The sequence below is a fragment of the Brevibacterium sp. SIMBA_078 genome, assembly GCF_046534565.1.
GTDB lineage: Bacteria > Actinomycetota > Actinomycetes > Actinomycetales > Brevibacteriaceae > Brevibacterium.
On the sequence record NZ_JAWRYQ010000004.1, the window covers coordinates 32857 to 56162 of the forward strand.

21 protein-coding genes and 1 pseudogene are annotated in these 23306 nt (G+C 60.0%); 11 read left to right on the top strand and 11 right to left on the bottom strand.

Annotation, left to right across the window (positions count from 1 at the left end; genetic code table 11):
• Window positions 1-141 precede the first annotated feature (141 nt).
• The 5 genes and pseudogenes from SB749_RS14970 (at window position 142) to SB749_RS14990 (ending at window position 8124) form a co-directional block, all read left to right on the top strand.
• Window positions 142-1284: a Gfo/Idh/MocA family protein gene (locus SB749_RS14970; RefSeq protein ID WP_410711015.1), complete on the top strand. Its 1143-nt coding sequence runs from the start codon at window positions 142-144 to the stop codon at window positions 1282-1284.
• Between the two features lie 98 nt (window positions 1285-1382).
• Entirely contained in the window at window positions 1383-2843 is a 1461-nt protein-coding gene (locus tag SB749_RS14975; protein WP_410711016.1) for a PucR family transcriptional regulator, read from the top strand.
• Window positions 2844-2972: 129 nt separating this feature from the next.
• Entirely contained in the window at window positions 2973-4919 is a 1947-nt protein-coding gene (gene iolD, locus SB749_RS14980) for a 3D-(3,5/4)-trihydroxycyclohexane-1,2-dione acylhydrolase (decyclizing) (RefSeq protein WP_410711017.1), read from the top strand.
• Between the two features lie 80 nt (window positions 4920-4999).
• Window positions 5000-6361 carry an NAD-dependent succinate-semialdehyde dehydrogenase gene (locus SB749_RS14985; RefSeq protein ID WP_410711018.1) on the top strand — a complete coding sequence of 454 codons (1362 nt, stop codon included), beginning with the start codon at window positions 5000-5002 and terminating at the stop codon, window positions 6359-6361.
• 365 nt (window positions 6362-6726) lie between these two features.
• A pseudogene (locus SB749_RS14990) lies at window positions 6727-8124 on the top strand (IS1380 family transposase).
• A 413-nt stretch (window positions 8125-8537) separates the two neighbouring features.
• Here the strand turns inward: SB749_RS14990 and SB749_RS14995 are convergent.
• Window positions 8538-9722: a Gfo/Idh/MocA family protein gene (locus SB749_RS14995; RefSeq protein ID WP_410711019.1), complete on the bottom strand. Its 1185-nt coding sequence runs from the start codon at window positions 9720-9722 to the stop codon at window positions 8538-8540.
• A 326-nt stretch (window positions 9723-10048) separates the two neighbouring features.
• On the opposite strand from SB749_RS14995, the gene SB749_RS15000 reads away from it, so the two are divergent.
• From SB749_RS15000 to SB749_RS15015, 4 genes are all read left to right on the top strand, one after another.
• The gene (locus SB749_RS15000; protein ID WP_410711020.1) at window positions 10049-11809 is read left to right on the top strand and encodes an IlvD/Edd family dehydratase; all 1761 of its coding nucleotides are present in this window, start codon (window positions 10049-10051) and stop codon (window positions 11807-11809) included.
• Between the two features lie 48 nt (window positions 11810-11857).
• Window positions 11858-12832, top strand: coding sequence for a D-2-hydroxyacid dehydrogenase (locus SB749_RS15005; protein ID WP_410711021.1), 975 nt, complete (start codon window positions 11858-11860; stop codon window positions 12830-12832).
• A 79-nt stretch (window positions 12833-12911) separates the two neighbouring features.
• Window positions 12912-14366, top strand: a complete 1455-nt coding sequence (locus tag SB749_RS15010; protein WP_410711022.1) for an APC family permease — start codon at window positions 12912-12914, stop codon at window positions 14364-14366.
• A gap of 512 nt (window positions 14367-14878) precedes the next feature.
• Window positions 14879-16357 carry an APC family permease gene (locus SB749_RS15015; protein WP_410711023.1) on the top strand — a complete coding sequence of 493 codons (1479 nt, stop codon included), beginning with the start codon at window positions 14879-14881 and terminating at the stop codon, window positions 16355-16357.
• Window positions 16358-16681: 324 nt separating this feature from the next.
• Here SB749_RS15015 and SB749_RS15020 read toward each other — a convergent pair whose 3' ends face one another.
• From SB749_RS15020 to SB749_RS15055, 8 genes are all read right to left on the bottom strand, one after another.
• Window positions 16682-17023, bottom strand: a complete 342-nt coding sequence (locus SB749_RS15020; RefSeq protein ID WP_410711024.1) for a hypothetical protein — start codon at window positions 17021-17023, stop codon at window positions 16682-16684.
• Window positions 17024-17025: 2 nt separating this feature from the next.
• Window positions 17026-17631: a recombinase family protein gene (locus SB749_RS15025; protein ID WP_410711025.1), complete on the bottom strand. Its 606-nt coding sequence runs from the start codon at window positions 17629-17631 to the stop codon at window positions 17026-17028.
• Between the two features lie 116 nt (window positions 17632-17747).
• Complete coding sequence (locus SB749_RS15030; protein WP_410711026.1) at window positions 17748-18026, bottom strand: VRR-NUC domain-containing protein; 279 nt, start codon at window positions 18024-18026, stop codon at window positions 17748-17750.
• A gap of 64 nt (window positions 18027-18090) precedes the next feature.
• On the bottom strand, window positions 18091-18681 hold the full coding sequence (locus tag SB749_RS15035) for a hypothetical protein (RefSeq protein WP_410711027.1): 591 nt from the start codon (window positions 18679-18681) through the stop codon (window positions 18091-18093).
• A complete protein-coding gene (locus SB749_RS15040; RefSeq protein WP_410711028.1) occupies window positions 18681-18824 on the bottom strand; it encodes a hypothetical protein in 144 nt (47 codons plus the stop codon). Before SB749_RS15040 ends, SB749_RS15035 begins: the two co-directional genes overlap by 1 nt.
• The gene (locus tag SB749_RS15045; protein ID WP_410711029.1) at window positions 18824-19369 is read right to left on the bottom strand and encodes a hypothetical protein; all 546 of its coding nucleotides are present in this window, start codon (window positions 19367-19369) and stop codon (window positions 18824-18826) included. The genes SB749_RS15040 and SB749_RS15045 overlap by 1 nt, the downstream gene beginning before the upstream one ends.
• 13 nt (window positions 19370-19382) lie before the next feature.
• Window positions 19383-20249, bottom strand: coding sequence for a hypothetical protein (locus SB749_RS15050; RefSeq protein WP_410711030.1), 867 nt, complete (start codon window positions 20247-20249; stop codon window positions 19383-19385).
• Window positions 20246-20449, bottom strand: a complete 204-nt coding sequence (locus SB749_RS15055; RefSeq protein ID WP_169252858.1) for a hypothetical protein — start codon at window positions 20447-20449, stop codon at window positions 20246-20248. Before SB749_RS15055 ends, SB749_RS15050 begins: the two co-directional genes overlap by 4 nt.
• A 162-nt stretch (window positions 20450-20611) precedes the next feature.
• Between SB749_RS15055 and SB749_RS15060 the strand changes: the two genes are divergently transcribed.
• Together SB749_RS15060 and SB749_RS15065 are read left to right on the top strand one after the other, a co-directional pair.
• Window positions 20612-20884 (top strand): hypothetical protein, encoded by a 273-nt coding sequence (locus tag SB749_RS15060; protein ID WP_410711031.1) that lies wholly within the window; start codon window positions 20612-20614, stop codon window positions 20882-20884.
• Window positions 20885-21050: 166 nt separating this feature from the next.
• Entirely contained in the window at window positions 21051-22400 is a 1350-nt protein-coding gene (locus tag SB749_RS15065) for a TraM recognition domain-containing protein (protein WP_410711032.1), read from the top strand.
• A 71-nt stretch (window positions 22401-22471) separates the two neighbouring features.
• On the opposite strand, the gene SB749_RS15070 is transcribed toward SB749_RS15065, so the two are convergent.
• Together SB749_RS15070 and SB749_RS15075 are read right to left on the bottom strand one after the other, a co-directional pair.
• Window positions 22472-23017 carry a hypothetical protein gene (locus SB749_RS15070; protein ID WP_410711033.1) on the bottom strand — a complete coding sequence of 182 codons (546 nt, stop codon included), beginning with the start codon at window positions 23015-23017 and terminating at the stop codon, window positions 22472-22474.
• A 29-nt stretch (window positions 23018-23046) separates the two neighbouring features.
• A complete protein-coding gene (locus SB749_RS15075; protein ID WP_410711034.1) occupies window positions 23047-23259 on the bottom strand; it encodes a hypothetical protein in 213 nt (70 codons plus the stop codon).
• Between the last annotated feature and the right edge of the window lie 47 nt (window positions 23260-23306).

Sequence of the window (23306 nt, forward strand, 5' to 3'; positions counted from 1 at the left end):
TGAAAGCGTACATAGCGGAGACGACCTGACCGTTGGGCTCGCACGCCGGCTGCCTCAACACTTCCGCCGACGTGAACAGTCATTACTCAGATCCGCTTAAAGTCCGAGACTGACCACCTCTATTACTGAAGGAATATGCAAATGGAACCGATTCGAGTAGGAATCATCGGTGTTGGCAATGTTCTCAACCAATACCTCGACAAGATCGGAGTACATCCCGATGTCGACGTCGTCGCCCTGGCTGACGTGAACGCCGACGCTGTCACCAGACGGGCGACAGAGTACTCCATTCCTAAGGCTCTGACACCGGATGAGCTATTCGCGGACCAAGATGTGGAGTTGGTGCTTAACCTCACGCCGCCGAACCTTCACGCACCTGTGTCTTTGCAGGCGATCAATGCCGGAAAACATGTGCTGTCCGAAAAGCCCTTCGCGACTTCACTCGAGGAAGCCCGAAAGGTCGTTGACGCTGCACGGCAAGCAGGAGTCGAGGTCGGATCCGCTCCGACGACATTTCTCGGGTCGGGAATGCAGACGACTCGCAAACTCGTCGATGACGGGTGGATCGGAGATCCGGTCGCGGCCTTCGCCTCGTTCGCCAACCACGGTTACGAGCACTGGCATCCGAACATCGATCCGTTCTACAGCCCGGGTGCCGGCCCGATGCTCGACATCGGACCGTATCTTGTCACTAACTTCATCAACCTCTTTGGTCCGGTCAGGCGCGTATCAGCCTCCGCTCAACGCAGCTCAGAGACACGGCCACGTCCAGACGGCAAAGGTGGTTATGACGGCGAGATCGACATTCGAACCCCGACCCATGTGTCAGGGACAATCGACTTCGAATCCGGAGCAGTGGCGACAGTCATTGTCAGCTGGGACGTGTGGAATCACAATCTTCCTCATTTCGAGATCTACGGATCGTCAGGTTCGATCGCTGCCCCGAATCCTGACCACTTCGACGGAGCGCCGATTCTCCGCAGGGGAGAGGCGCGCGACCTTGCCCTCGATATGACTCCGCCCGGAGGCGGAGACTGGCGGGAGACTCTGCTTACTCACCGCGACGACGCATACCGGGGAATCGGTCTTGCAGAGTTCGGACACGCGATTCGCACCGGAGTCGAACCGCGGACCGGAGCGAGTTTCGCATACCACGTCCTCGAAGTGCTGCTGGCCTTCGAAGAGTCATCTCAACGCGGCGAGCACATCGACGTGCAAAGTACCTGCCAGAGGCCCCGGCCGCTGCCATCGGTCGGGCCACACGAACCGTACAAGTTCGACTGAGGGAAGGCCGTGTCCCGTCATCATTCGAGGGCACGACAGTTCCAGGAGTGAGGAATGACTTGATGGGAGTCCAGAGGAGCAGGCCCGCTGACGGCAGCATGACCATCGCTGAGCTGATGGCGATACCCCACCTCGGTCTGCAGCTCATCGCGGGGGCTGCTGGCGCGGGTAACGTCGTGCGTTGGACTCACACCTCGGAGCTTGAGGATCCGGGCCCATGGTTCGAGGGCGGCGAATTGCTGATCGTCAACGGGTTCGGAATTCCTCAGACTCCGAACCGGCAAATTGAGTATCTGCAGCGTTTGGCCGAGCACCGACTGGCGGGAATCGTTGTCAGTGTCCGAGCTCCGATTCTGACGGACGAACTACTCCGTGCGGCCAATCAGGCCAGTTTTCCCATCCTGCGCATTCCTCGCCAGGTACCCTTCATCGAGTTGTCCTACATTGTCGCGAACGCGAACGAACGTGCTTCACGCGACCGCTTGGCCAGACACGTGGGCATCTACGACACTCTTCGCCTGCGAAACACCGCTGAAAACAACGTCAAAGAGATGTACAAGCAGCTGGAGAGAGTGTCTGGCTACAGGCTTGCACTAGTGACTCCGGCGAAGAGTCCCTTGCTGACTGACTGGCCTTGGGTGCCTTCCGATTTCGAGCTCGACCTCAGCGATGAGCTGCAAGTCGTGCACGGTGGGTATGTTGTTCCGCTCTTCGTCGGTCATCGTGTCACCGCGTATCTCGTCGCACAGGAACACGCTGATTCTGTTCCTGAGGGTCTGACAGTTCTGCAGCACATCAGCACTGTGGCTGCACTCGACGCCGTGGACGTTCAACGACGCCGTGAAGCCGAACATCGCCAGAACAGTACGACCCTATCGTCGGCTCTGGAGCAGAGTGAATCACCCGAGCTGCTAGAGGCTCGATTCATCAACGCGGGCATCCCGCCCGAACAAGGTTTCCGGCTGCTGGCGATCGAGAGTCGTTCGAACAATGACGACTTCGAAATCGCACTACGCGATTGGCTCGCCGATCGGGCACGATCTCACCTAATGACGTCTCAGGGCGCTCTGATTGCTGTAGTCGCCTGCGGCGACAACGTGATTTCGCAGCTCGCCTGCGACACCGGCGCGAAGATCGGTGTCAGCGCGATGTCGACAGATGTCCGGGGCATGACGAGACTGCACCGGCAAGCACTGTGGGCGCTGACTCTGGCCAACAAAGAGACTAATAACTGTGCTGTCTTTGCTGAAGACCATCACACTCTCGCACCTTGGCTGAACCCTGATCAAGGTCAGATCGAGACCCTGTCTGTTGATACTCTCCGGCCGGTGCTCGAGTACGACGAGGCAGAAGGTACGGAACTGCTGCACACCTTGAGGCTGTTCTTTCACAACCAGGGACAACTGCGGGCGACGGCGGCGCAGTTGTACATCCATGAGCATACTTTGAGATACCGGCTGAAGCGCATCGGGCAATTGACCGGGCGCGATATCAAATCATATCGAGATGCGTTCGAACTCTGGTTAGCAGTCGAAAACTTTTCTTCGACGCCCCTATGAGAGAAGTCTTCGACTCGAGCGCAGCGTGCGTTTCAAAGTGGTACACATTCCTGGAGAACAGGGGTGTGATCCTGGACAACGTTCACACCGGCATTATCGCCGACGACCTTCAACTACTAAGGAGCAACCATGAGCACCACTGTCGCTGCAGAATCACCGACAAGAGACGTTGCGAATACAGTCCGACGTAGGACTGTTGCCCAGGCGATCGTTGAGTATCTGCAAGTTCAGTACAGCGAGTACGACGGCGAACGCCGCCGTCTGATTCCAGGAATGTATGGAATCTTCGGTCACGGCAACTCCGTGGGACTCGCGCAGGGCATCGATGAATACGGAACTGATTTCCCGCACTATCAGGGAAAGAACGAACAGAACATGGTCCATGCCGCAATCGGGTTCGCCAAGGCCTCGAATCGCGCGGCGACGTTGGCGTGCACGGCGTCTGCTGGTCCAGGCTCAACCAACATGGTCACTGGTGCGGCGACGGCGACGACCAATAGGTTGCCGGTCCTGCTGTTCCCTGCCGATATCATCAACAACCGCTTCGGTGATCCTGTCCTTCAGCAGATCGAACATCCCGTCGAACGGGACGTCTCAGCCAACGACTGCTTTCGACCGGTGAGCCGGTATTTCGACAGGATCACTCACCCGGCCCAGCTGCTGTCGACTCTGCCCGAGGCAATGCGGATTCTGACAGATCCCGTCGATACCGGAGCTGCCGTCGTCTGCCTGCCACAGGACATTCAGGGTGCCGAATTCGACTTCCCCGAGAGCTTCTTCACCCCACGAGTGTGGAATATTCGCCGCCGTCCGGCGACAGAGGACGAGATCGATGCTGCGGCCGAAATCATCCGTGGAGCAAAGCAACCACTTGTCATCGCTGGCGGAGGTGTCCGATACTCCAAGGCGCAATCAGAACTGGCACGGTTCAGCACTGCGTTCGGAATTCCAGTGGCAGAGACCTTCGCCGGCAAAGGCTCCGGGCCTCTCGGCGACCTCGGAGTCGGAGGGATTGGAACAACGGGCACGATCGGAGCGAATCGGTTGGCACACGACGCCGATGTCGTCATCTGCGTGGGCACACGATTGCAAGACTTCATCACCGCCTCTCACTCACTCTTCCAGAATCCCGACGTCAAGTTCGTCAACCTCAACGTCGGCTCCTTTGATGCTCACAAGATGGGGTCGTTCCCCGTCATCGGAGATGCTCGGACGTCGCTGACATCGCTGCATGACAGGCTGGCCCTGACAAGGTACGAGACCCCCGCCGCATACCGTGAGGAGATCGCACAAGCACAATCGGCCACTCAAGAGATCCGCGATCATGATCTTCAGGACTTTTCCGACGAATTGATGAGTCAGGCACAGGTCATCGAGTCGCTCAATCAGGTTTCCACGAATGAAGATACTCTGGTCGTAGGGTCCGGCGGTGTGGTTGAAGGAATTCACAAAGCGTGGGATCCATCGAACGGCACCGAGATTCACTTCGAATACGCTAACTCCTGCATGGGCCACGAGCTCCCGGCCGGTCTTGGTCATCGTCTTGCGAAACCTGATGATCCGGGCGAGATCTATGTGGTGATCGGCGACGGTGCCTATTTCATGCAGCCAACTGAGCTGGTGACAGCCGCTCAGGAGCACAAGAAGATCATCGTGATCGTCATCGACAACCGTGGGCACCAGTGCATCTGGCCTCTTCAGGTTGGCAAGGGTGCCCCGGCAGAATTTGGCACTCAGTTGCGCGAACGCAACCCTGAGACCGGACGACTCGACGGCCCCATTGTTGATGTCGATATCGCCGCGAACGCGGCCAGCTTCGGCTGCGCGTCCTGGTCGGCCACGACTCTCGAGGAATTCGACACCGCCCTGGATGAAGCCAAGAACCAGGATCGCCCGGCAGTCGTGGTCGCACATGTGGAACCGTGGCGCTATCTCACCTCGAACGGAGCCTTCTGGGACGTCGGGGTGCCAATGACGTCCGAACGGCCCGGGAACCAAGCCGGCACCGCGAAGCACCTTGAAGGCAGGGCCACTCAGCGGTTCTATGCCGCCACGGTCCCCTCGACTGACAAGTAGGTCAACATCTGGAGCATAGGGGCGGGGACCGGAGCCCACAAAATGGTCAATCCTGTCGAATAGTAAGGAGACACGTAGCAATGAGTGTATTTGCAGTAACCAGCCCGGCGACCGGCAAGGTCATCGCCGAGTACCCCGAGACGTCGAACTCGGAGATCGAGACAGCGCTCGATCTAAGCCATACGCTGTACCGGTCCTGGTCGCAGCAAACGTCCGTTGCAGATCGAGCCAAACACGCTGAGAGGCTCGCTGGACTTTTCCTCGAAAGGAAGGACGAACTCGCGTCGATCATCAACCTGGAGATGGGCAAACCTCTGGCTCAGGCACGGGGCGAAGTCGAATTCTCCAGTGCAATCACGAGAAAGTTCGCTCAGAAAGCAGAGGAATGGCTCGCAGACGAGGTCCTTGAGGTCGAAGATGGTCTGCGGAGCTTCTTCCGGTTCCAGGGCATCGGCCCGCTGCTGGGCATCATGCCCTGGAACTTTCCCTACTACCAAGTCGTTCGGTTCGCGGTGCCGAACCTGATCCTGGGAAACACCGTGATTCTGCGACATGCGTCGCAATGCCCCAATTCAGCTCTGGCACTGGAGAAGCTCTTCTCCGACGCAGGATTTCCCGATGACGCCTACACAAACGTGTTTGCGTCACACGACCAGATCTCGACGATGATCGCCGACGACCGCATTCAGGGAGTATCACTGACGGGCTCGGAGAAAGCCGGGGCGATCGTGGCAGAGCAGGCAGGGCGTCATCTGAAGAAGTGTGTGCTCGAACTCGGCGGAGCGGACCCCTTTATCGTCCTCGACACCGATGATATCGATTTCGCAGTCGCCGAGGCGGTGAAGGGTCGCATGGACAACAGCGGGCAAAGCTGCACAGCCTCGAAGCGGATTATTGTGCTGGAGAAGTACTACGACGAGTTCTCTGTCAAATTCGTCCAGGCGCTCCGAGCTCTTTCATATGATCGCGGAGATTTCGGCCCGCTTTCGTCGAAATCGGCAACCGATGATCTTCAGGTGCAAGTGAAGACAGCGCTTGAGCAGGGTGCCGAGCTTCTGACCGGTGACAATGATCCGGACGGGAACATCTACACGCCTTCAGCGCTGGGCGGTATCTCTCCTGAGATGGAAGTGTACAGCCAGGAGCTGTTCGGTCCCGTTGCGCAGCTGTACAGAGCCTCCACCGACGATGAGGCGATTGATATCGCCAACTCGTCGCCCTACGGACTCGGCTCGGTTGTCATCTGCGATGACATCGAACGCGCAGAGGACGTTGGGACTCGGCTTGACGTCGGCATGGTCTTTGTCGGCGCGGCTGGGCTGGTCGGGGCCGACGTACCATTCGGCGGAGTCAAGAAGTCGGGCTATGGCCGGGAGATGGGCAAAGTAGGGATGCTGGAATTCGCGAACAAGAAGCTCTTTCGTTTTGCTAAAGAGTCGTGAGCACGTCTTTCCGTCTATGACGATCTACTCCTGTCATGATTGACAGCAATTGAGCCGTGGCACGGCCGTCGATGGACCTTCCATCGACGGCCGTGATCTCTACGCGGGAATAAGGCGATGCGTTTGAATGGTCTCCGACAGTGGCAATCCGGATGTTCGGCCACTGAAGCTCACGATCACAGACTCATAGGCACCAGTGAGTTGACGAGACTGTCCAATGGCAGCAGAGTGCTCAGGTGATTAACCTCGGGATTTCATGATTAGTGTGGGCCAGATGCCGGACCGATAAGAGAAAAGTGCTCCTGACCAGGGATGATGGTGTTTGCGAAGACAACATCAGTCCACTGAAAAGGAGCACTCTCAGAGTGAAGCCTACCCGCACCTACCCTCGCCTGCACATCGATACCGCGCCCAGCAACGCTCTCGGCCAAGCCGGTGGCATGTTGCTGACCGAAACCGTACACACCAGCAGCCTCGGCCACCACCTGAAGCAAGCCTTGGCGGCGTGGAAGAAGCCCTTCGCCGCCCACGACCCGGGAAAGATCCTCACCGACGTCGCAATGACCTTGGCTCTCGGCGGCGATGCCCTGTCCGATAGTTCCGTCCTCCGTGACGAACCCGACCTCTACGGCCCGGTGGCGTCGAACCCGACGATCACCCGCCTCATCCGCACTCTCGCCACCGATGCCGATACCGCGCTAACGGCGATCAACACTGCTCGGGCAGCCGCCCGTGCCCGCGTGTGGGAACTCGCCGGGACTCAGGCACCGAACCATGACAGTGATGCCCAGACTCCGCTGATCGTTGATATCGATGCCACCCTGGTCACCGCCCATAGCGAGAAAGAAGACGCGCAACCCACCTACAAGAAAGGGTTCGGGTTCCACCCCTTGCTGGCGTTCATCGACCACGGAAGGCCAGGTTGCGGCGAACCCGTCGCCGGGCTGCTGCGGCCAGGCAATGCCGGGTCGAATACCGCCGCCGATCACATCCGGCTGGTCAAGGATGTTCTCGCCGGTCTCCCCGGCAGCAAGCCTCGTCCGGGCAAGTCGGTGCTCATCCGGACCGATACCGCCGGCGGCACCCATGACTTCCTGAACTTCCTCACCAACAGGCGTCTGTCGTACTCGGTTGGGTGGATGTTGCCTGCGACGATGCCCGAGCTCTACCACCAGCTGACGAAACTGGGCGCATGGGAGCCGGCCTATGACACTAACGGTGCCCCGCGTGAGGGTGCCGACGTCGCCGAACTCACCGGCGTCGTCGACCTCGACGACTGGCCAGAAGGAATGCGCGTCATCGTCCGCCGGGAGCGCCCCCACCCGGGCGCGTAGCTGCGGTTTGATGATGTCGACGGGTACCGGCTGACCACGTTCGCGACGAACACGAAAGGCAGCCAACTCGCCGATCTCGAAGTCCGACACCGATCTCGGGCCAGAGATGAGGACCGGATCCGGATCGCCAAAGACACCGGGCTGGCAAATTTCCCGCTCAAGGGCTTCGACCAGAATCGGATCTGGTTGGCCATCGTCGCCCTCGCAGGTGATCTGCAGGCCTGGAGTGGCTTGTTGGCATTCGCCGACCACGAGATTCGTCGGTGGGAACCGAAGCGACTGCGCATGCACATCTACACCGCGCCGGCCACGATCGCCAGGACCGCCCGCCGGATCGTGGTGCATATGAAGAACACTGCCCGGTTCGCTCAAGACATCGTCGTCGGCCTGAACCGACTGCGTGCCTTGCCAGGACCCGCGCCGGGATGACCGTCCTGGTGCCCGTGTTCGTTCGAGTAGAGGAAAACAGCTGAGGTGGAAACTCCGCCGAACCGTGGCGAGACACGGTCACCGCGTCCTACCCGAATGACAAAATCAGAAACGAATGCGCTCCATAGCGCGAGAATCACGGGCGCGAGCCACACCGTGAAAAATCGAGGTTAATAGAGCATGCCATTCTTCGGCCACACCATAAGAGGGATGACGCTTCTTTTTCTCGTGCTGGTTCGTTGAGGTCCCGACACGGCCCAAATGGAGCGATGCAGTGTGCGTCGGCTAAGTCCACAATAGAGCGGTGCCCTCCTCGGTCTGAGGTGGGCACCGCTCACTTTGCTACGTGAAGCACGAGACGAGCCGTTCTGCAGTGGGGAGAGCTGAACTACCACTCGCGCGCTTCAGCTTTGTCAGCTGTCGTACGTCGTTTCGCCAGTGACCTTTGGCACGGATGTCCAAGCTCCGGACTCCGCGCTGCGCAGGGTGGCATCGACAAGTTCGGCCGCTGACCAACCGTCGGCGACTGAAGGGGCGAGTTGCTTGTTCTCTGCGACCGATCGGAGGAACAACGAAGCTTCGATCGTCTTCAGGTCGTTGAATCCGATGGCCGGCCCCGCGTTGGGTTGGAATCGACCGAACTCGCCGTGCGACGAATCGGTAAGAATTGAACGGTAGCCGCGCGGATCATCTGCGAGCTGGAGTTCATTCATATTCTCGAAGTTCCATCGCAGTGAACCTGACGAGCCGTACACTTCGGCTGTGTATTCAGTGTGCGGTCCTGTGGCGACTCGACTCGACTCGAAGACTCCCAAAGTACCCCCGTCAAAGCGGGCGAGGAGGGCCGTGTAATCCTCGTTCTCGACTTTCCGCTTTTCCGGTGATGCCTCGCCCTTGTTGAAACTGTTCGTTGATGTACCGGCCGGCAATGAGCGTTCAGGCACAAAGGTATCGGTAACTGAAGTGACCGATGAGATCCTTCCTACAAGATACTGAGCCAGATCGAACCCATGAGAGAGCACGTCACCGAGAACTCCTGATCCAGCACGGTCGTTCTCATAGCGCCAAGTAAACACTGACGACGGATCGGCGGCGTAATCTGCCATCATCCGAATTTGGATATTGGTGATGTGACCTAGTTCTCCGGATCGAATGATCCGTCGCGCCTCCGCCAGTGCAGGGGCATGACGGTAGTTGAAACCGACCGCGGTGACGAGGCCGGCTGCTCGGGCGGCCTCGGCAATTTCTTTCGACTCAACAGCGCTACGACCCATTGGCTTTTCGATCCAAAACGGCTTTCCTGCCTTGATCGTGTCGAGAGCGATCTGACGATGAAGGAAATTGGGTGCACAGATTGAGACGACATCGACATCAGGGTGCTCGAGCAGCTCCTGATAGTCGGGGGTCGTTTCACGGTAGCCAAGAGACTGTTCCGCGTGCAGACGCCCCTCTTCATCTGGGTCCGCAGCAACGATGAGTTCTGGTTGCTGGGGCAGCTCGGGGAAGAACTGTCGAGTGGCAAGGTAGGCCCGCGAATGCAGACGTCCCATCCAACCCACTGATATGAGCCCTACTCCGATACGGTCTTGCTGGTTCACATGAACTCCTAGAGTGTCAGATTTGCGTTCGACGATGCTGCTCCCGATAAGCCGTGAACAACCGTCTGTGAAGAATCCTAGGAGCTGCGATCGTCAGCTAGCCGTCTCAATCTGGGACATAATTCGCCTCGATCGGACTGGTCTACTGGTTGAAGTCATCCGACCAGCACAGAGGAATGTCAATCGATTGCGTCTAACGAGTTCAGTATTCGTTTCAATCAGAACAGACGGTTTATCAGGTAGTCGATGGATGTATCAAGAACTTTCGTTCTTGCTGGTGACGGATTGTGATCGGCATTGACAACAAGTAGAAGGGCTTCACGGCAATGGAAGAATCAGACGTCAGCGGACTCCGTAGCGCACGATGGTTCGGATCTCACGACCTCACTGGATTCGTGCACCGAACGGCGATCCAAGCGGAGGGATTCTCCGGTTTTGCAGTCAAGGACCGTCCAGTGGTTGGTATCGCCAACTCGTGGTCAGAGCTAGTCAACTGCAACATCCACTTCCGACTCCTGGCCGATGCCGTCAAACGAGGAGTCCTCATGGCTGGCGGTTTGCCACTGGAGTTTCCGACGATCTCCCTCGGCGAAAGCCTGATGAAACCGTCAGCCATGCAATTTCGCAATCTGATGGCAATGGATGTTGAGGAGTCGATACGCGCCTACCCGCTCGACGCTATCGTTCTGCTCGGAGGATGTGACAAGACAGTCCCAGCACAGCTGATGGGAGCTGCCAGTGCCGACATTCCGACGATCATGTTGACCGGTGGTCCGCAGGAACCGGCATACTTTCGAGGCAAGCAGCTGGGCGTCGGCACTGACACTTGGAAATATGCCGACGAATTGCGGGCAGGGAAGATGACCCAGTCAGACTTCGACGAGCTCGAAGCCTCGGCTAAACCCTCGGCCGGTCACTGCAGCGAGATGGGAACTGCTTCGACGATGACCTCAATTGTTGAGGCGTTGGGCATGTGTCTTCCCTCCAGTGCATCGATTCCCGCTGTTGCCGCACGGAGGTCGCAGTTTGCTGAGGCCACGGGACGTCGGGCAGCCGAGATGGCTGCGTCTCAGGGACCGAAGCCCAGCGAGGTCCTGACTCCGGAAGCGTTCGACAACGCCATCACTCTCCTCATGGCCATCGGTGGATCGACGAATGCTGTCATCCATCTTCTCGCCCTCGCACGTCGAGTCGGTTACGAGCTCGACTTGGACCGTTTCCACCAGATCTCAGAGCACACACCACGGATTGTGAATGTGCGACCGTCGGGCGAGCACCTCGTTCAACAACTCTTCCACGCTGGGGGAGTGGCCTCCGTTCTGAAGGAATTGGCACCGATGCTTAATTCAGAGGCGCTGACTGTCACCGGAAAGACGCTGGAAGACGGCTACATCGATGCCCCCGAGCCAGATGGAAAAGTCATCAGCAAGTTGGACCAGCCTTATGATACCGAAGGTGGGATTGCAGTCATCCGGGGTTCGCTTGCTCCCAAAGGCGCAGTGATCAAGCGCAGTGCTGCCTCTCCCGAACTGCTCACGCACACAGGTCCCGCAGTTGTCTTCGATGGGATTTACGACTTGGGAGAACGGATCGACGACCCGAATCTGGAAATCACCGAGGATTCAGTTCTCGTTCTTCGCAACTGTGGGCCGGCCGGCGCACCGGGTATGCCCGAATGGGGAATGTTGCCGATACCGGAGAAGTTGCTCAAACGAGGTATTCGCGACATCGTTCGGATTTCTGATGCGCGCATGAGTGGAACTGCGTTCGGAACCACTGTCTTGCATGTCGCTCCCGAAGCAGCTGTCGGCGGCCCACTCGCCATCGTGCGCGACGGCGACCCCATCGTCCTCGACGTCGAAAACCAACGTCTCGATCTCGACATCCCCGACGACGAGATCGAACGTCGCTTGAAAGAGCTGAAACTTCCCGACCCGCGTTATCGTCGTGGCTATGGTCGACTCTTCGTCGATCATGTGCTCCAGGCTGACGAAGGATGCGACTTCGACTTCCTGCAGTCTCTCCCGGACGAAGAGCCGCAACGACTTCCCTACGGACTTTTCAGCGGCTGGCAGGGCGGCTGGTGACAAGGGTCGTCGAAAGGACACTACACGGACGTCGCCACAGGAGGCCACATGTCTAAACCATCAGTCATCGTCATCGTCCCGGCCGGATCGAGCGAGCCACCGCTGGACAATCTTCACAAAGAAGCTGATGTCACTGTCGTGCGCACTGCAGACGAGTTGCGCACCGCGCAGAAGTCATCTGAAATCTTGTTCATCAACGATTTCAAGACCACATTGCTACGGGAGGTGGGGCCGGGTAATCTTAAATGGATACACACCTCGAGCATCGGTGTCGACCCTCTCCTGACCCCGGAGATCGTCAACAGCGATATCCTGGTCAGCAACTCCCGAGGCGTATGCGAGCGACCCATCGCGGAGTGGGTTCTTGGTGTTCTCATCTTGTTTGCCAAAGATCTGCGTCGCACTATTGAGTTGCAGCAGGAGCGGCGATGGTTGCACCGCGAGACACAGCCGATTTTGGGCAGAAGAGTTGTCGTTGTTGGGCCGGGCCCGGTTGGGCGGGAGACAGCCCTCTTGCTTCGCGCAGCAGGCATGGACGTCACTGTTATCGGACGCTCGGAACGAATCGATCCTGACTTGGGACACATCAAGTCTCTTGACGTTTTGGACTCCACGCTGCCAGCCATTGACGATGTGGTCTTGACGCTTCCACTGACAGAAGACACCAGGGGAATGTTCGATGCCGAGCGCATCGACCGAATGCGTGCAGGAGCGAACCTCGTCAATGTCGGGCGCGGAGCTGTCGTCGTAGCCGATGACCTGCTCGACGCGATCGATGATGGTCGGCTTGGAGGAGCGGCTCTCGACGTCTTCGAGCACGAACCACTCCCGAAAGAGCACCCTTTCTGGTCGCGCAGTAGCATTTTGGTCTCTCCCCATGCATCAGGCGATCTCGTGGGTTGGCGGGGACGCGTCGTGGACGTGTTCACGGAGAACCTGAAACGTTGGAAAGCTGGAGAGGAACTTCACGACATCGTCGATCTCAAGAGGATGGGAGTCTCGACGGCGTCAACCAACACTTGACACAACTGACTTCTGCCGGGCCCCGTTCGCTTAGCGCATCGGGGCCCGACAACGCTATTTGCCTATCAACGGAGATCACATGCTCAATAATCAGGACTCGACAACCGACGTCTCGACAGAGTCAGGACGGCTCAGCGGCAATATGGGAGTAGGCGAGTTGGCCATGAGCGTGCTCGCATTTTCGTCTCCTCTTGCCACGGTTGCTGGAACCATGCCAGTCCTCATGATGTTCGGGGGAAACACGGCACCGGCGATCTATCTCATTCTGACTGCACTCTTGCTGGTGTTCTCCGTGGGCTTCGTGGCGATGAGTCGATATATCGACAAGCCCGGCGGCTTCTACTCGTTCGTTACCGAAGGACTTGGCAAACCGGCAGGGATGGGGGGTGCATTTCTCGCCCTATTCGGCTACTTATTCATCGGTTTCTTCGTGCCGGCATTCTTCGCCGTGACTATGCAAAGCTTCGTGGAGACGACGTTGAACGGCCCGGAGATCGCTTGGTACTGGTATGCGCTCGGAATCATTGCCATCACGACGCTTCTTGCCTATCACAGGATCGACCTGTCAGCGAAGGTGCTGACTGTGGTCATGGCTCTTGAGGTTCTCGTGATAATTGTCTTCGACGTCGCGGCATTCGTTCAGGGCACAGGGCAGGTCGCACACGATGCCAGTCTGTCTTTTCCAGCAATCACGGATGCCGGTCTGGGCTTGGCACTGCTCTTCGCAATCGGGAACTTCTTTGGATTCGAAGCCACCGTCATCTACCGGGACGAGGTGAAGAACCCGCAGCGGACAATTCCTCGTGCAACCTACTTGGCCGTGGCCGGGATCGGGGTCTTCTACGCTCTCGCCGCCTGGGCCTATGTCGCCTATTTCGGTTCTGACCATGCACAGGCCGCTGCCGAGGCAGACACCGCAAATCTCTTCACCGGGTCCGTGAGCGCTCTTCTCGGAAAGTTGTTCAACGACATCGTCGTCATCCTCATTCTGACCTCGGCGCTGGCGTGCATGCTCTCGATCCAGAACATCGCTGCACGCTATGGTTTCGTGCTCGCCAAAGATCGCGCACTCCCAGGACTCTTCGGGAAAGTCCATCCCAGGCATTTCTCGCCCTATATCGCAGCCGCTTCTGTCGGTGTATTCTGGGCTCTCGCCACAGTGGTGCTGGCGTTGTTGAAGATTCCAGCCGAGACGATCTACCCGGTTTCCAGTGGAAGCGGAACGTTTTCAGTCCTGCTGTTGATGTTCATCGCTAGCGTCGCTGTCTTCGTCTATTTTCTCCGACGCAGAAGGCGAATCGATCTCCCCGTCTGGCAGACATTGTTGGCTCCCCTTATCAGCGCATGCTTCCTCGGCTTTGTCACTTACGTGGCAATCACCAATTTTCCTGAACTCATTGGCGGCTCAGGAGCTCTCTCGTGGGTATTTCTCGGTGTCACCTTCGGTTTGTTCGTCGGGGGAGTGATCTACGCACTGATCCTGCGCCGGAACCGTCCAGACGCCTACGCTCGGCTCGGTCACCAGCAACCATAGTCGGTTGGGACGGCGCTCTTGCCGCCGTTCAACTGGCACGACGAGATCAGATACTCAGAAAACGTTCTTCGGACCGGTGGCTCTGCTGTCGCCCCAGGCACTCTTACGCCACGTAATGGTTCGTGGGGCGATCGGCTTCCCGAAGCATGTCTCACCCGTCCTACCAGTTCCACTAGTGAGCACTACAGGACCGTGGCGAGCATCGTGCTGATTGATCAACAGAACTCATCAATCAAGTTCAGACCTGCCAACTCCTGTGGTGAATACTGCCAGCTCCTATTGCGCCTATCGCTTTCGGCAGAGCAATTGCCGCAATGGTCATCTATGCGTACATCGTGCCCCTTGACAGTTTAACTAGGCGAAACGGAACGCGCCGATCCGTTCCTCGAAACCTATTAGCAGGAAGCAGCGAGGTGTGGACTGCCCTTGTTCCAAAGTGGCACACCCGCCCGGTTGCGCCCCGTCCTAGATTTGTCGGCGACAGTACCTCAACGTCGAGCAAAGGAGCCATGATGACGACTGTATCGAACGAAAGCGCAAGCCCAGAGGATACTTCCGGACAATCCCGGCTGAGCGGGAACATGGGTGTAGCCGCCTTGGTGATGAGCGTCCTTGCCTTTTCGTCGCCGATTGCGACGGTCGGCGGAACGATGCCCGTGCTACTCATGTTCAGCGGTCCCTCCGCACCAGGCATCTACCTCATAGTCACGGCCTTCCTGCTACTGTTCACGGTAGGGCTGGTCACCATGAGCAAGCACATGAAGAATCCAGGCGGATTCTACTCTTTCGTCACTGCTGGCTTCGGAAAGCCCGCTGGTTTGGGAGCTGCCTTCTTGGCGCTGTTCGGGTACCTCTTCATTGGATTCTTCGCACCATCGTTCTTCGCCGTGACCGTGCAGAGCTTCGTATCGAACACTCTGCATGGGCCTGAAATCCCTTGGTATTGGTACGCGCTCATACTGATTCTTCTCACGACGATCTTGGCATACAGGAGGATTGACCTGTCGGCAAAGGTACTGACAGTGATCATGATCCTTGAAGTCGCGCTAATTGTCACCTTCGATGTCTACGCCTTCGTTTCCGGCACTGGGAGCGAGCACTCGTTTGTCTTCGACATGCCCTGGATCACCGATCCGAGCCTGGGCCTGGCTCTGCTCTTCGCCGTCGGCAACTTCTTCGGGTTTGAGGCGACAGTCGTCTACCGAGAAGAAGTGCGCAATCCCAACAAGACGATTCCCCGCGCTACCTACCTCGCTGTAGTCGGCATCGGGCTCTTCTATGCGTTGGCCGCGTGGGCATACGTGGTCTACATCGGCAAGTCCGACGTGCGAGATCAAGCCACATCCAACACGGTATCCCTATTCAACGATTCGATGATCGCACTGACCGGGAAGATCGTTGCGGATGTCGGCGTGGTGTTGTTGATCACCTCGGTGCTGGCCAGCATGCTTTCTGTGCAGAACATTTCAGCCAGATACGGCTTCGCACTGGCAAATGACCGCGCGCTTCCCCGGGTGTTCGGTTACGTACATCCCAAGCACAAATCGCCGAGCGTAGCTGCGCTTGCGGTCGGTGCCGTGTGGTGTGGTGCCACCTTCACTTTCGCTATCCTCAATACAGATCCAGAACGCCTCTACGCAATTGCAAGCGGAAGTGGAACCTTTGCAGTACTATTAGTGATGCTTCTGGCCAGTGCCGCCGTCGTGGCATACTTTCAGAAGAATAAAGGTAGTTACAGAGAATCCGGGTGGAAGACCGTCGTAGCACCAGCTATTGCGGTCCTTTTCCTTGGGTTCGTGACATATATGGCGATCGTGAACTACCCAGAGCTCATTGGGGGGTCGAATACTCTCACCATCGTATTTATTACTTTTACATTCGCTCTCTTCTTCGCTGGCTTCATCTACGCCTTCGTGCTCCGCGCGAAACGGCCGTCCATCTATAAGAGGCTGGGCCGTCAAAATTTGGAGCGCGACCTGGCGGACTCTTAATTGAGATACACCTCATATCGCTGGATCAAAACGAGGTTACGATGATGCGCACTGGTCTGAGAAACTCTTCCAACTACGCAGATCGATGGCACTCCTACAGCCCCATATATGAAGACCTCGAAGTGGGTAAATACTTTCGAGTTCTGTGGGACTTAATGCTAGAATTGCCGCCGTGTTTGCAACATCGAAGATGGTTCTCCGTATACAGATGACCGTTGGAAGGCAAGTACTACGTCTCGTAGAATTTAATAGGCTGAGACGCCCGCGCTCCTGTTAGAAGCGCGGGCGTCTCAGCCTCGAATCTGTGTCTCGTGCAGTGCAGTCTCATATGGGACCTCCTGAGACGAGCAGGTGTCGTCGGACGGTAGTGCGCATGTGCTCCCACCAGATCACGACAGTCCGCCAGACGCCGATGCATGGCTCGACCGGCGTCGGGTCGAGACGCTGCTCGTTCACAGCGTGGTAAACCGTCACCGACTCGACCTGCCCGTCAAGGTCGATTTCGGCACCGGCCTCGACCCGTTGCTCTTCGGACAACACCGCGGTGAACGTCTGCTTGTGCGAGAGGTCCGAGATCTCGTTAGTGAGCCTCTTCTCGAGCTCGGCGTCGTCGAGTCCCTCCGCGAGTCGGTCGAAGCGTTCGATCTCGTCCTGGAGGTCGGTCATTGCTATTCCTTTCCTTCGGTGATTGCGTCGGCACCGTAATTACCTTCGCCTTTCAGTGCCGTGTAGAGCGTCTGCCTGCTTACGCTGAGCTCCCGAGCGACCGCTGCCTTCGGTACACCGCGGGCGATGAGCTCACGCGCCGTGGAAATGTGAAAATCGGAGAGCTTCGGCTCTCGGTCGTAGACTCCCTTCGCCTTGGCGACTGCGATCCCCTCGGCCTGGCGTTCCCGGATCGTCGCCGTCTCGAGTTGGGCGACCGCGGCGAGGATCGTGAGCATGAACTCGCCCTGCGGGGTGTCTGTGTTCAGCTCCGGGCTGTCGACGAACTCGACGGCGACTCCCTTGCCCTTCAACTCTTCGACGAGCGAGAGCAGGTCGGTCGTCGAGCGCGACAGCCTGTCCGGGCTCTTCACTCGGACGACGTCGCCGTCGCGGACGTAGGCGGTCATCTCCTTGAGCTGTGTCCGATTGTCGATGTTCCTGCCGGACACCTTCTCGGTGAACAGCCGGTCGACCTCGCCGAGCGCCTCTATCTGTCGCGATTCGTTCTGGTCGGCTGTGCTGACTCGTACGTACCCGACCATCTGGCCCTGTTTCTGTCCAACCATGTCCTGACCTTCTCCTCACTTGTGTTGAATGCCATATGTCCCGACCTCATTGGACGCGTTCGTGGGCTACTGGTTCGCTGTCCTGCGGGGTAGACCCAGATGGACATCGCACTGGGCTACCCCGTCGCAAGGTGCCCGACCAGCTCGTCGACGCCGGCGACGGAATCGACGACGTAGACCTCGGCACCGGCTCTGCGCATCTTCTCGATGACCACCTCCTGCAGTCGACGGAGCTTCCCGCCGGGCCGCTTCGTCTCGACGAACACGGTGCCCAGCGGCGTGGCGACGACGCGGTCGGGGACGCCGGACCGCCCGGGGCTGGTGAACTTCATGCAGAGGAATCCCATTTGCCGACACCGGGCCAGTAAATGGGATTCGACCTCGCGTTCAAGCATCGGGAGCCGCCGTCCGGTTGGCTTCGTGGACCTGAGACACCATGGTGATCATCGCCGCGGTTTCTCAGAACACGAAGTCGGCGGCGGTCTCGCCGGCGTCGACGCACATCCGCGAGAAGTTCCGTGCCTCGATCTCCGTGCGCGAGGTGGCGACGTCCGAGAAGTTGGTCAAGGTGTCCTCGGTGATCTCGAGTCGGACTGACTCGGCCGCGACGTTCTTCAGCGGCGACTTGCCGATCCACGTCGCTTCGAAAGCGGTCCCCTCGTTGCCGCCGGCCTGCTCGAGGGTCGCGACGCCTTCCGCCTCGGGCTGTCCTAGGCAGTTCATGGTCGAGTACGTCACCTCGGCCGCGTCCTCGTCGACGACCCAGCGTTCCATCGTGGGGGAGAAGTTCTGGATCGCCCTGAGGTACTGGACCTGTCCATCCTCGACACCGAGGTCGGTCGTCTCGCCCTTCGACTCGTCCTGGCTACCGTCCTCCGCGGTGCTCTCGTCGTCCTCGCCTGGCGTCTCCGGCTCGGTCGATGGTGCCGAGGTGGCCGGGGTCTTCGGGCCCTTCGCACCGGCAGGGGCGTTCTCGACGACGCAGCCGGTCAAGGCTAGGACGGCCAGCGCCAGGCTCGCAACGGCGGTGGAGATCTGCGTGGTCTTCATCAGACGCTGTCTTTCTTGTTCGTGTTCTTTCGGATGAGGTGGCCGACCTTGCGGCGCACGGCTCGTTGGAGGGTCTTCGACACCTTCGGCGGCACGACGAGCAATGCCGTCGCGAAGCCGAGCATGATCATGAGGATCTCCATCAGGCTGCCTCCTGTCCCTTGCCGGTCGTTGTCTTGATCTGGACGCCGGACCTCGTCTTCATCGCGTGGAAGATGTTCGAGAAGAGCCGAGGGGCGACGATGATCGAAGCCACGATGGCGGCCGACGCTCCGGCGACCCAGATGTTCGCGAAGATCCCGAGGGCGACGCTGAGTCCCCAGCGGACGATGAGGAATCCGATCGTGTAGGCCAGGGCCATAGCGGCGAGCCGCCAGATCGGCGACCTGGCCTGCCATTCGTGGAATTCGCGCAGGAAGGTCTTCAGGTGGCCGGACGTCTCGGCGAAGCTGCCGTCGGTCCTCTCCGGGAGGACGATGAGGCCGACCTTCATCATCATGCTCACCAGCTGGAAACCGAACATGGTGAGCCCAGTCGCGGCCAAGTCGAGCATCCCGGCGTTGGACAGGGCCCAGGCGAGCATCCCCACGCCGCCGATCGCCAGCACGGTGCCGATCACGGTGAAGATGTGGGCATTGGAATCCATGTTCGTGTTGTTGTGGATGTGGATCTCGCGCTCGTCATTCATCGGTCTTGTCCTTTCAAAAGGTCTTGGTCTCGTAGCTCTCGTCGTCGAACACCGGCTCGTCGTCATCGAAGACGGGTTCGTCATCGAACTCGGCGACGGCGGGCGGTTCGGGTATCGCTGGCACCATCGGCGCAGCAGGTGCCTTCGGAGCCGCTGGCTCACCGTCCGGTTCCTCGGCGGTGATGTCGTCGGCACCCACGCTCTTCGGTGCCGTGGGCACGGCCGGTGCGACGGGCGTTCGAGGAGTCGCTGGGACCTCCGGCGTCTTCGCGCCCGTCTTGATCACCACGCCGAGCCAGCCGTGGCGGCGGACCTGCCAGGCCGCGAGTAGCAGCCCGAGGACGACCTGGCCCCAGAGATAGATGAGCCCGACCGTCGTCCAGTGGACGTCGAGAGTGAGCGAGGGCCAGTAGGTCACCGTCGCGACGGTGATGAGGTGCAGGGCGACGAACCGTGCGACGACGGCGAAGAGCGCGCCCGCGCCGAGCACGGCTGCCGCCGCGAGGTACCACTGCCTCCGCTCGGGCACCCGTCCCTGCTTGAGTCGCCGCTCGGTGCCAACGGAGTAGGCCGCGTGCGAGATCACCAGCGCCGGTCCGATCCAGACGACCAACGTCGGGAGGATGAAGAAGACGAGGAACAGGGCGCGCAGGCCTCGCTCTTTGCTGTCCTCGCCGCCGGCGATGAAGCGCGACACGATGGGCCTGATCCTGCCCTCGTGGTGGGAGCTCTCAGCGGCACCGGCCGCACTACGGTCCTTCTTCGAGGCGATTCTCTTGAGCTCATTCGCCATCCGGCGATCGGACAGATGCCACGACGCCTCGTTGGCCAGGAGCCAGTCGGCCCTGACCTTCTCGTAGCGCTCGACGGTCTTCGTCACGGCTGCTCACCGCCGTCGGTGGCAAGGCACGGCTCGAGCTGATCGGCCGTATCGGCGGGCAGGCATTTCTCCATGTACCGGAGCACGGCATCCTGGGTCATTCCGGTGGCGAAGCTGCCGCCGACGATGACGCCGAGCCCGAAGATCGAACCGACGATCACGAGGAACGCGATCGTTTTGAAGATGAAGCCGAAGTTCATGCGGCTGTCCTCCTGCGATATGTGCCTGTGTTCGCTGTAAGCTCCTATGGTACCGTAGGATTATGATTCTAGGGAACCGTACCGCGGAAGTTCTCGGGCGAGAGGAGGGTCGATACGATGGGCGAGGATCATAGAAACGCTCGTATACGAGGAGAAAACGTCGTGGTAGCAGGCAAAGAACTTTCGGTCTCGCAATCGGTGCCGATGCGCCCAGAGGACCGACAGCGGTTGCGCGTGCTCGCTGCCGAGAACGGCGTAGGGCCCGGTCTGCTCGGCCGTGCGCTGATCAAGGCCGGGATCGACATGCTTGATGACCCGCGGGTCCAAGCACGGCTCACTGGGGAGATTGAGGCCGAACAGGCTCGCCAGTCCGCGGCAGGCCAGGCAGCGATGAAGGCGCGCTGGCACGGTGCCGACGCACCCGCACAGGAATGACCCGCATTTAATTTCTGACCCGGCGACGGTCGACCCAAGAGACCCGGAGCGCCCGACGCGCGCTCGATCCCCGAAAGGGGCGTCAGACGTCACGAGACGACGGTAGAACGCGGCCCCGGGACCCCGGACTTACCGTGAGGATTGGAGAACAACAAGGAGCAGTCTCATGCTGCGCAGCAAGAACAAGACGGCGGGTGCGGCCACGGAGCCCACCTTCGCTGAGATCAACGAGAAGCAGACGCCGTATGCCGGCTCGATCGACGGAGTGCCCGTCGAGACCGCGCCCCACGTCCTGGTTAGTGGTCCCACCGGTCGTGGCAAGACCACCAGGATCCTGTCGATGGGGGCGGTGCAGTGGGTCGGCCCCAGGGTCATCGTCAGCTCGAAGACCGACTTTCTGAAGTGGGTCGTGAAGAAGGGCATCGCTCGGCGCGGCCCGCTGTTCGTCATGGACCTCGCCGGCGAGCTGGACCCGAGCTTCGACTGGCTTCAGGGCGTCGACTACCAGATGGTGACGTCCGATCCGACGTCTCTCATCGCGAACGACGACGACGCGCTGGCCATGGCATCGCTGCTGATGAAGGTCGGCTCGCTCGGCGCGTCCGACGGCGGCGACTCCGGCAGCGGCGACGACGCCTTCTGGCAGACCCAGGCTGCTCAGCCGCTCGCTGCGCTGCTCCTGGCGGGCAAGGCCTCCGGCAAGGGCATCGCGTGGACCGTCCGGGCGGCGTCGAAGACGGTGAAGGACGACGAGAACGACGACTCGCCTTCGTGGGCGAACGCCTACGAGCTCGTGGAGAAGAACAGCTTCCACGCGGAGAGCCTGAATGCGGTCGTGGACATGGAGGCGAAGCTCCGGGACTCGGTCATCGCGACGATGAAGGCCGGTCTCGCGCCGTGGCTGCTGACGAACGTCAGGGGCCAGCGCGGCTCGGTGCCGTTCGCTCCGTCAATGCTCGAGGGGCCGAGCGAGCCGACGCTGGCGATCATCGCGCCGTCCGACGGCGTCGCCGCGGGCGCTGCCGTCGGCGCGATCGAGACCGTGATCCGGCACTGGCGGCGCGGCGTCGAGCGCGGGCTCATGCGGTTGCTCCTCAGCGTGGACGAGGCGGTGAACACCGCGCCGCTGCCGAAGCTGCCCACGTACATCACCGAGGCCCGCGGTCTCGGCGTCGCCTGCGTGATCGCCGTGCAGAGCACGAACCAGATGGAGCTGCGCTGGGGTTCTGTGGGCGCGAAGGTTCTGCGCGAGGTCTTCCCGGCTTTCCTCATCCTCGACGGTGCCCCCGAGTTCGAGGCGCTGGAGCTCGCCGAGAAGTGGTCCGGTGAGCACGACGTCTGGCGGGAGACGATCAACGCCGACCAGACGAGGACCATGACGGCAGAGAAGGCCCCGCGGCGCACTGTCTCGGAGATGCTCCCGGGTAGCGTCGAGGAGGGTCGCCTCCTGCTGTACGGCAAGGAGGGGACGCTGGTCCAGCTCCCGGGGATCTGGAACCTCCCGGACGCCGCCTGACACCGGGGCTGACAAGAGGCCGTGGACCCGATGGTCCACGGCCTCTTGTCATGCGCTCGACGCGCTGTGCTTCAGCGGCTCATGCCACGGTCCCGGTCACGCTCCTGCGCGGCCCGGGCTCGAGCGCTGAAACGGTCCGAAGCGCTCGTCTCGCGCTCCGGCTCCTCCCGCGGCTCGGTCTCGTGCTGGACCTCCTTCGCCTGCTTCTGTTCCTCGACGCGGCCGCGGTCGTCGTGCTCCTTCTCAGCGTCCTGGGACTCCGCCACATCGTGCTGACGCTCGACCTCGGCCTGACGCTCCTGCTCGATCTGCTGCTGGCGCTCCTGCTCCTGAGCCTGCCGCTGCGCCTCCTGCTCGGCGAGAGCCTGCTCCTGCTGCTGACGAGCGATCTCGGCCGGCTGCTGTCCGACGCCCTCGCCTTGGGCCGCCCGCTCACGCATCTCTTGCTGGCGCTCGCGCTGCGCCCGGAGGTTTCGCTCGGCACGCTGGTACTCCGGGGAGTCCAGCTCCTGCTCGCCGAAGCGCTGGGCCACGGCCTCCTTGTTCTGCTGCGCGAGCATCTGCTGGATCTGCGCCGTCTTCTCACGGTCGATCTGCTCCTGGGTCCTCTGTGCCATCGTCCTGTCCTCTCACTCGTTCTCTCGTGTCATGCGTTCTGCCGACGCAGGTGCGTCGCCCGGGCCCGCAGCTCGCGGGCCTCGTTCCTGTACTGCTCGGCGATCAGCAAGGTCTCGATGTAGGCGGAGCTGCCGCCGCCGTGGTAGACGGCAGCACGTGCCTCGCGCTCGTCGGCGTGCTGCTCGCGCAGCGCCGCCAGCTTCTCGAGCCCCTCGACTTCGATCGCCGTCATCGGGTCCATCACCAGTGCCTCCTCTCGTCTCTCGTCGGGTGTGCGCTCCTGCCGCC